Source organism: Streptomyces sp. NPDC048506, assembly GCF_040651315.1.
Classification (GTDB): Bacteria; Actinomycetota; Actinomycetes; order Streptomycetales; family Streptomycetaceae; genus Streptomyces.
The window spans coordinates 99,402-107,350 of sequence record NZ_JBEZIX010000009.1; the positions used below are offsets into that span (position 1 = coordinate 99,402).

The 7,949-nt window shown below is 62.4% G+C and carries 9 protein-coding genes; 4 read left to right on the forward strand and 5 right to left on the reverse strand.

Translation table 11 applies throughout. The annotated features are described in order from the left end of the window. Positions 1 to 86: 86 nt before the first annotated feature. The 5 genes from AB0C96_RS09595 to queC all read right to left on the reverse strand — a co-directional run bounded on the left by AB0C96_RS09595 (position 87) and on the right by queC (position 3,397). Positions 87 to 758 carry a hypothetical protein gene (locus AB0C96_RS09595; RefSeq protein WP_362915416.1) on the reverse strand — a complete coding sequence of 224 codons (672 nt, stop codon included), beginning with the start codon at positions 756 to 758 and terminating at the stop codon, positions 87 to 89. 179 nt (positions 759 to 937) lie between these two features. Further along, positions 938 to 1,705, reverse strand: a complete 768-nt coding sequence (locus tag AB0C96_RS09600; RefSeq protein WP_362915417.1) for a GTP cyclohydrolase I FolE2 — start codon at positions 1,703 to 1,705, stop codon at positions 938 to 940. 2 nt (positions 1,706 to 1,707) lie between these two features. Next, a complete protein-coding gene (gene queD, locus AB0C96_RS09605) occupies positions 1,708 to 2,064 on the reverse strand; it encodes a 6-carboxytetrahydropterin synthase QueD (protein WP_362915419.1) in 357 nt (118 codons plus the stop codon). After that, the gene (queE, locus tag AB0C96_RS09610) at positions 2,064 to 2,699 is read right to left on the reverse strand and encodes a 7-carboxy-7-deazaguanine synthase (protein ID WP_362915421.1); all 636 of its coding nucleotides are present in this window, start codon (positions 2,697 to 2,699) and stop codon (positions 2,064 to 2,066) included. Before queE ends, queD begins: the two co-directional genes overlap by 1 nt. 2 nt (positions 2,700 to 2,701) lie before the next feature. Next, on the reverse strand, positions 2,702 to 3,397 hold the full coding sequence (gene queC, locus AB0C96_RS09615; RefSeq protein WP_362915423.1) for a 7-cyano-7-deazaguanine synthase QueC: 696 nt from the start codon (positions 3,395 to 3,397) through the stop codon (positions 2,702 to 2,704). Positions 3,398 to 3,599: 202 nt separating this feature from the next. On the opposite strand from queC, the gene AB0C96_RS09620 reads away from it, so the two are divergent. The 4 genes from AB0C96_RS09620 to dbpB (AB0C96_RS09635) are packed head-to-tail and all read left to right on the forward strand — an operon-like array spanning position 3,600 to position 7,944. After that, positions 3,600 to 4,421, forward strand: coding sequence for a hypothetical protein (locus AB0C96_RS09620; RefSeq protein ID WP_362915425.1), 822 nt, complete (start codon positions 3,600 to 3,602; stop codon positions 4,419 to 4,421). Further along, positions 4,418 to 5,560, forward strand: coding sequence for a DGQHR domain-containing protein DpdB (dbpB, locus tag AB0C96_RS09625; RefSeq protein ID WP_362915427.1), 1,143 nt, complete (start codon positions 4,418 to 4,420; stop codon positions 5,558 to 5,560). The genes AB0C96_RS09620 and dbpB (AB0C96_RS09625) overlap by 4 nt, the downstream gene beginning before the upstream one ends. Continuing rightward, entirely contained in the window at positions 5,557 to 6,801 is a 1,245-nt protein-coding gene (gene dpdA / locus AB0C96_RS09630; RefSeq protein ID WP_362915429.1) for a tRNA-guanine transglycosylase DpdA, read from the forward strand. The genes dbpB (AB0C96_RS09625) and dpdA overlap by 4 nt, the downstream gene beginning before the upstream one ends. Positions 6,802 to 6,849: 48 nt before the next feature. After that, positions 6,850 to 7,944 (forward strand): DGQHR domain-containing protein DpdB, encoded by a 1,095-nt coding sequence (gene dbpB, locus AB0C96_RS09635; protein ID WP_362915431.1) that lies wholly within the window; start codon positions 6,850 to 6,852, stop codon positions 7,942 to 7,944. Positions 7,945 to 7,949: the final 5 nt, after the last annotated feature.

A 7,949-nucleotide genomic window follows, 5' to 3' on the forward strand; every position in this document is an offset into this window, starting at 1 on the left:
GCGCACTCACCCGGTGGTGGCGCGGTCCACGAGGAGGAAGGCAGGGGCGTGGTCCCCAACTTGACCCCAGTCAGGGCCAGTCGGTGTTACTCGGAGGCTGGGAGGATGCCGCGGCGGCGGGCCATCTCCAGACCGGCCGACCCGGGCTTGCGGTCGACGCCGCCGGGGCGCGGCGGCGGGACCGAGGCAGGAGCGCCGCCAGGAGCTGCAGGAAGCTGCTGGGCACCTGCGGGGACGCTGGCGAACAGCTCGGGGCGGCGAGTCTTCAGCTCCTGTACCGCCTCGCTGAGGGCGTCGCCGTCCGCGTCGTCCGGGGCGCGCAGGAGTGCCACGGCGTCGTCCAGGTCGTGACCGGTTGCCCCAACGCCGGCGAGGGCGGCTCGGCGGGCAGCGTCGCGCTCGCGGGTAAGCGCCGCAGCTTCACGGGCGACAGCAGCCTTCTCACGTTCGATCACCGCCTGTTCGCGGCGCTCCGCCTCAGAGAGCTGCTCCTGCTCGGCCTGCCGGACACCGGCGAGGTACTCCTCAAGCGCGCCAGTATTGGAGAAGCCGAGCTTTTCGATCAGATCGCGCACCGCGGCCCGGCCGCCCTGGTCCTTCTCACGGGCCATCAGCGTGTTCAGTTGCTTCTGGCTGATGCTGACGGTGACCTCGTCGTTCGACGGATCGTCGGAGGAGGCGCCGAGAATCGGGAGGATCGGACGGCCGTCACGGCGGTAGCCGAGCACGGTACGCGGAGCGGGCAGGCTGCGGGTCATCAAGTGGTGCTACTCCCACGACGGCCCCGCGCCAGGATCGAGTCTACGGAAGGCAAGCCGACGCCGGGCCCATGGGCAGGTCGTAGCCGCAGGCGAGCAAGAATCTGGCCCATCCTCCGTGCGATGCACAGAGGATGGGCCAGAGAGCCAAGTGGCTCGATCTCCCGGAGACCTGGCGGCTATCCAGCGACGTAGGCGATGGCGTCGTGGCTGTGGATGCTCTCCAGGTTGCGGATGCTCACTGCGTGACGAAGACCGCGATCTCGGCAGGCGGCGCTGACTGTGCGGGCCATGTCCTCGACGAACACTGGGTGGTCGTACGCCTGCATGGTGAGGACACGTTCATCGGCGCGCTTGACCAACGGCACTACCGGCGCCGAAGCGGAAGACGATAGCAACCGCACGGCGCTCTGGACCGGCAGAGGGTATGGGGTGTCACCCTGGCCGGTCACCGTGAGCGTGATCTGGCTTCGCTGATTGTGCGCGCCATAGTCGGAGATGGCCTTCGAGCACGGGCAGAGGCTTGTCACCTCCGCGGTGACGGCCGTCTTCACCGTCACGTCACCGTTGTCCCAATGGCCTTCGAGGCGCACGTCGTGTACCTGCTTTGATTCACGGCCACTCGCCGGGGCAACGACGGTCGTACTGATGGGCATGGCCACGGCCACCGTGATGGCGGGAGCATCCAGAAGGTCCGCTCCGGTCTTAAGGATCCTCGGAAACTGCCGAGGATCGAACCTCTGCAGGTGCTCGTGCACGAGGGCAACCATGCGGCTCATGTGCGTGCCACGCCGGTCGTGCTGGAGCCGCACAGTCACCTCGCAGTCCGCGATGCCTTCCTGACGGAGGTAGCCGTCCTCGAAGCTCACGGGGTAGCGGAGACCGTCGATACCGACCCTGTCGAGTTCGATACCGCGCGAGTCGGTCTCATTCTGGATGTCGTGCATGCTCACTCGCCCCGGTAAGTGCAGCCAGACGTGCACGTTTCCCGAACCGTCAGAGCAGTGAGCCCCGACAAGCTGGGCTGGAGTCGCTCCCAGATCCAACGTGCCAGGACCTCGCTGGTCGGGTTCTCCAGGCCGTCGATCTCATTGAGGTAGTAGTGGTCGAGTTGCGCTTCGAGCGGCCGGAAGGCGCGCTTGACGTCTCCGAAGTCCATGACCCAGCCCGCATCGGGATCAACCGGGCCCTCGAGGTGAACGATGACCTTGTAGGAGTGCCCGTGAAGCCGGGAGCACTTGTGGCCCTCCGGGACGTTCGGCAGACGGTGTGCCGCTTCGAACGTGAACTCGCGAAAGATTTCCATTACTGAATTCCCAGATATTTATGCGTCTGGAGAGAAAGGATCCAGCGCGGGTTCTTCATGCAGTAGTCCACTACTGCACGGGTGTGGGCCTCTACGTCGGGGCCGTCCATCGGCTGGAGACGGAAGAAGCGGAAGTCCAAGTCCTCAAACTGGGCAGGGTCACCACCCAGTTGGGGGTAGACCAGCTTCAACTCGTCTCCCTTGGCGACTACGAGTTCGGAGCCGATCTTAGGGCTCACGCACAGCCAGTCGATTCCCGGCGGCGGCACACGCGTGCCGTTCGTCTCGACAGCGACCTCGAAGCCCCTGGCGTGCAAGGCCTCGATGGCTGCTTCGTCGAGTTGAAGGAGCGGTTCGCCTCCTGTGCACACGACGAAACGATGTTCGGCGGCCTCTGAAGGCCAAGCGTTTTCAACGGCTTGAGCGAGGTCTTCGGGCGTGGCGAACCTACCGCCGCCTTCGCCGTCGGTACCTACGAAGTCGGTGTCGCAGAACTGGCAGATGGCGCGGTGGCGGTCCTTCTCGAGTCCCGTCCACAGGTTGCAACGTGAAAAGCGGCAGAAGACCGCCGGGCGGCCTGCATGGCTGCCCTCGCCTTGGAGGGTGTAGAAGATTTCCTTGACCAGATAGGTCATTCTCACGCGTCCTGGTACTGCACGGGGTCGGTGGAACCTGCCTCGGCGAAGCCCTTCAGACGCAGTAGGCAGGTCTCGCAGTGACCGCAGGCACGCCCCTGCTCGTCGGGGTCGTAGCAACTGGAGGTGATGGAGTAATCCACGCCCAGGCGCAGACCCTCGCGCACGATGTCCGCCTTCGACATCTCCATGAGCGGGGAGTGGATCTTGAGCTTCTGCGTTCCCTCGACGCCGGCGCGGGTCGCCAGGTTTGCCATCTTTGCGTAGGCATCGATGTACTCGGGACGGCAGTCCGGGTAACCGCTGTAGTCGACGGCAGTTACACCGGTGAAGATGTCACTCGCGTTGACAGTTTCGGCGTACGCCAGAGCGAACGAGAGGAAGATCGTGTTGCGCGCAGGCACGTAGGTGATCGGCACGCCGCCCTCCTCGGTGTGGTCCAGGGAGTCGTGCTTGGGCACGTCAATGTCGGAGGTCAGTGCGGAGCCACCGAAAACTCGCAGGTCAATGTCAGCAATGACGTGCCGGGCCGCGCCCTGGGCCTCGACCACGCGCTTCGCGGCCTCAAGCTCCACGCTGTGGCGCTGTCCATACCGGAAACTGAGGGCGTACGGCGTGAAGCCCTGGTCCTTCGCGATGGCCAGCACCGTGGTCGAGTCCAGACCGCCGCTCAGCAAAACGATCGCCGGACGTTCCATGCCTTGCTCCCTAGTTAGCCCTTTGTGTACGCGTGCAGCCTAGCGTGATAACTGGCAGGTAGAGTAACCGCCATCAAGTACTAGTTATGGCTGTCGGGAGTCGAGCTGCGTGAGGCAACTATCGCTGGTGGTTACGTGCACTGACCGCAAGGTCGATAGGCCGGACGCGGCTCTGTGTGCCAGGAACCTGCCTCAGGGCAGCGTGAAGCAACGTGCCAGTAACTGGCAGAAGCGCATCCGGACCGCGACCGCACGCGGCGGGTCCGCCCTGCCCTCGCTCACGGAGCTCTACCGTGGTGATCACTGGACTCGATCTCGTCGACTGACGGCGGCGGCCTCGGACGCGGGTTACAAGACTCAGCTGTGGGTGGCGTCGGCCGGGCTGGGCCTGCAGCCGGTAGAGCCGGAGACGGAAACTGCACCTGCCTATGCGGCAACGTTCAGCACGCGGCATGCCGATTCTGTCGCCACTTCTGCGGCGGAGAACGCTCAGTGGTGGGGTCACCTTCAAGAGGGAACCGGCCGAGCCACGCTTCAGGAACTCGGTCAGCGGGGGCCGGTACTTATGGTCCTGTCCGAGGTCTACGCGAGTGCCATGGAGGCGGAACTCCTGGCCCTTGGCGCTCTCGGGGGCGAGGCGCTGCTCATTGGCGGCTTGCGCGAGGTTCCTGGAGTTCACCGGGTCCGGTCCGATGCCGGGCTGAGCCATGCGCTGGGGGGCACGTTGACGAGCTTGAACGTGCGCATGGCTGCGTCGTGGCTCGAGCACTCCAAAGACGGCACGCTCACATCGCCGGCCACGCAGAATGCCTGGAGCGAGTGGGCGGCAGCCACCACGAAGCCAGTGAAGTACAACCGAGAGCCCATGTCGGATGAAGACGTGATCGTCTTCATTAAGCGGGAGACAGCGACGCTGCCAGGTGTCTCCCGCACACGGCTACTGCGGGCCTTGCGCGATGACGGCAAAGCCTGCGAGCAGAGCAGGTTCGCAAATCTGTACAAGAAGACTATGGAGGAGCGGTGACAGAAGACGTCATCAGACGCAGGGCGCTGCGGATCGAGCAGAATCCGGGCATTCCATTGTACGTGTTTGCGCTCGAAGCGGGAGAGATTGACCGCGTGGCCGATGTGGCGCGGATCTCTCGGGACGAGGCGGGCAGGCTGTTCGGGTACCAGAGGCCGGAAAAGAAGCAGCACGTCAAGCAGATCCTGGAATACCTCGACAGCGAGAATGTGCTGTTCCCCAACGGCCTCATCCTTGCCCTTCCCACCTCGGTGCGGTTCAGGGGGAGCCGTGGGCCGAACAGCACGGACGGCCTCTCAACGATCGGGACGCTGGAGATTCCCCTGCCGGAGTCGCCAACTGCGCCCAGGCCAGCCTTCATCGTGGACGGTCAGCAGCGGAGCCTTGCGCTCGCACGTACCCGGAGGTCCAAGCTGCCCGTTACGGTGGCCGGCTTCGTAGCCGAGGACATTGAGGTGCAGCGAGACCAGTTCCTGCGCGTCAACACCGTGTCGCCGCTGCCCGGCAACCTGGTGACCGAACTGCTCCCAGAGGTGCACACCAAACTCCCGACGAAGCTGTCTGCGAAGAAGCTGCCTTCCGTCTTGGTGAATGCTCTGAACCAGGACGCCGATTCCCCCTTCAAGGGACTGATCAAGCAGGCGTCAACCACCACGGACAAACGATCCAACGCTGTGGTGAAGGACAACAGCCTGATCTCGGCTATTGAGGAATCTCTAAAGCCGTCGGGCGCACTGTTCCCGTACAAGAATCTTTCGAACAGCACAGTCGACACCGTCACGATCCGCAGCATCCTCATCACCTACTGGAGCGCGGTGCGCGACACATTCCCGGACGCCTGGGGCATGTCGCCGACCAAGAGTCGCCTCATGCACGGAGTTGGCATCCGGTCGATGGGGCGACTCATGGACCGAGTCATGGACCGGGTGCTGGCAGTCGCGGAACCGGGCTCGCAGGAGGCCTACGAGAGGGCCAAGGCCGAGCTGGCACTTATCGCTCCCCACTGCCGATGGACCAAGGGGCGCTGGCCTGAGCTCAACACACCTTGGGATGAGCTCCAGAACACACCGCGCCATATCAGCACTCTCTCGAACCTTCTGATCCGCATCTACTTCCAGTCGAGGACGAGCACGTCGTGAAGTTCTACTTCCCTGATAGCCAAGATCAGATCTATCCCAGGTATGACTTCATCAACGATGAGTACCCGGATGAGCGAGTCCGCCAGAGAGATGATCTGTATGCCCATCAGGCAGTAAAGCCCGCGCCCTACGACGGGATACTGGTTAGCAAAGCCATCGTGGATGGGTCAGTTAAGGGATCCGGGAAGTACAGCGCCCCTCAGAGGGACCGGCTCTACCGAGACGGAGTGAGGACCTTCTTCGGGCTACCTGATGCGATGGAAAGCCTCGGTGACTGCGGATCCTTCAACTACATCAATGAAGAGTATCCCCCGTACAGAATTGAGGATGTTCTCCACTACTACACGGAGTGCCGATTCAACTCAGGAATCAGTATCGACCATGTGGTCTTCGGTTACCGGCCTGATGCCCCTGACGAGGAAATTGATGCGACATGGGTAAACCGTCGTGAGATTTCGCTCGACTTGGCAGAAAAATTCATCAAAGCTACCAAGAGTCACAATCGCCTGGTCACTGACAAGAAGCAGCATCTGGAACCGGTTGGCGCGGCGCAGGGATGGAGCCCGGCCAGCTATGCGGACAGTGTCGCCCAACTCCAGAAAATGGGCTACAAGCGGATCGCCCTGGGTGGCATGGTTCCGCTGAAGACGCCGGAAATCCTTGCATGCCTCGAAGAAATCTCTGAGGTTCGCAAGAGCGGTGTCGGGTTCCATCTTCTCGGAATCACCCGTATCGCCAGCATGGAACGCTTCGTCAAGTATCACGTCACCAGCTTCGACAGCACATCAGCATTCCGGCAAGCCTTCATGGACGAGCGAAATAACTACCACACCGCCGACCGCTCATACCTGGCGATCAGAGTTCCCCAGGTCGACGGGAACCCTACCCTGAAGAAGCTGATCTTGGCAGGCGTGGTGTCGCAGTCGGCAGCCATTAAGGCCGAACGTGAATGCCTCAAATTGCTGCGCCAGTATGAAGCCGACGAGGACTTTGACGTGGAAGAGGTTATGGATGCCTTGCGCGCCTATCAATCTCTCATCGGTGACGCCAAGAAGCTGAAGAAAGTTGACGACTACAGGGATACTCTTGTCGACCGCCCTTGGAAGCACTGTCGATGCGAACTCTGCAAGAAGCACAAGATCGACATGGTTATCTTCCGCGGAACGGAGCGGAATAAGCGCCGCGGGTTCCATAACATGACGGTACTCGAAGCCAAGATGCGCAAGCTGCCGCTCACATAATCGTCCAGATCGCGCATAGAACTCAAAGCAACTTAAACAGGAGATGATGTGGCCGACCGCTACGTTCTGAAGGTTCCCGCCCTCAAGGTGCTCCAAGGCGACAAGGAGATCTACTGCTTCGCTGTCGACGGCAAGAAGCTGGAAGACTTTGCCGCCGTCTCGCGCATCCGCCGCGACAGTCAGAAGAAGCTGCAGGGGTATCAGCGGCCTGAGGTCCAAAGCCACATCCGCTCGATCCGGCGCTACCTTGAGTCCGAGGGGGCGATGCTTCCCAACGCCCTGGTTCTCGGTTTCGATGATCGCGTCACGTTCGAACCCGCTGTCCGCGGCGGCAGTGTGAGCTACTCCATCCCCGGCGAATTGATCATCCCGGTCGACGAGTCGCTGCCTGACGAAGAGAAGCCGGCCTGGCTCGTGGACGGTCAGCAGCGCAGTGCGGCCATCAGGGACGCTGACCTCGCAGAGTTCCCCGTCGCAGCTGTGGGCTTCATTGCGTCTCAGGAAGAGCAGCGGTCGCAGTTCATCTTGGTCAACTCGACTAAGCCACTGCCCAAGGGGCTCGTGTACGAACTCCTGCCGGAAACCACTGGCAAGTTGCCGCGCTCGTACGCGCGCCGCCAGCTCGCTGCGAAGATCATGGTCCTGCTGAATATGGGGGACGGTCCGTTCTGCGGAAGGATCAGCAGCCCCACATCGCCTACCGGCAATATCAAGGACAACAGCATTCTGAGGATGCTGGAGCACAGCATCTACGAGGGCGCCCTGTACCAGTACCGGAACGCTGAGGACGGCACCGGGGACGAGGACGCGATGCTGGCGCACCTTCTGTCCTTCTGGACGGCAGTGGAGAACCTCTTCCCGGATGCGTGGAACAAGCCTCCCAAGGAGTCGAGGTTGACCCATGGTGTGGGCATCCAGGCCATGGGCTATGTCATGGACCGACTCACCACAGGCGTCCCCTTCGACAAGGTCAACTGGGACAAGATCCGCATCACCCTGCGCCGACTCGAGAAGCACGTGGCCTGGACCTCCGGCACGTGGAAGTTCTCGGATGGCCAGGAACGCAGCTGGAACGGCCTCCAGAACACGGCCAACGACGTGCGGCTGCTCAGCACCCACCTGCAGGCCCTAGTCAGCAAGTAGCCGAA

Coding starts and splice junctions, on each gene's coding strand:
- queD (WP_362915419.1), bottom strand. CDS start 2,064: ATGGAAATCTTTCGCGAGTTCACGTTCGAAGCGGCACACCGTCTGCCG.
- AB0C96_RS09595 (WP_362915416.1), bottom strand. CDS start 758: ATGACCCGCAGCCTGCCCGCTCCGCGTACCGTGCTCGGCTACCGCCGT.
- queC (WP_362915423.1), bottom strand. CDS start 3,397: ATGGAACGTCCGGCGATCGTTTTGCTGAGCGGCGGTCTGGACTCGACC.
- queE (WP_362915421.1), bottom strand. CDS start 2,699: ATGACCTATCTGGTCAAGGAAATCTTCTACACCCTCCAAGGCGAGGGC.
- AB0C96_RS09600 (WP_362915417.1), bottom strand. CDS start 1,705: ATGCACGACATCCAGAATGAGACCGACTCGCGCGGTATCGAACTCGAC.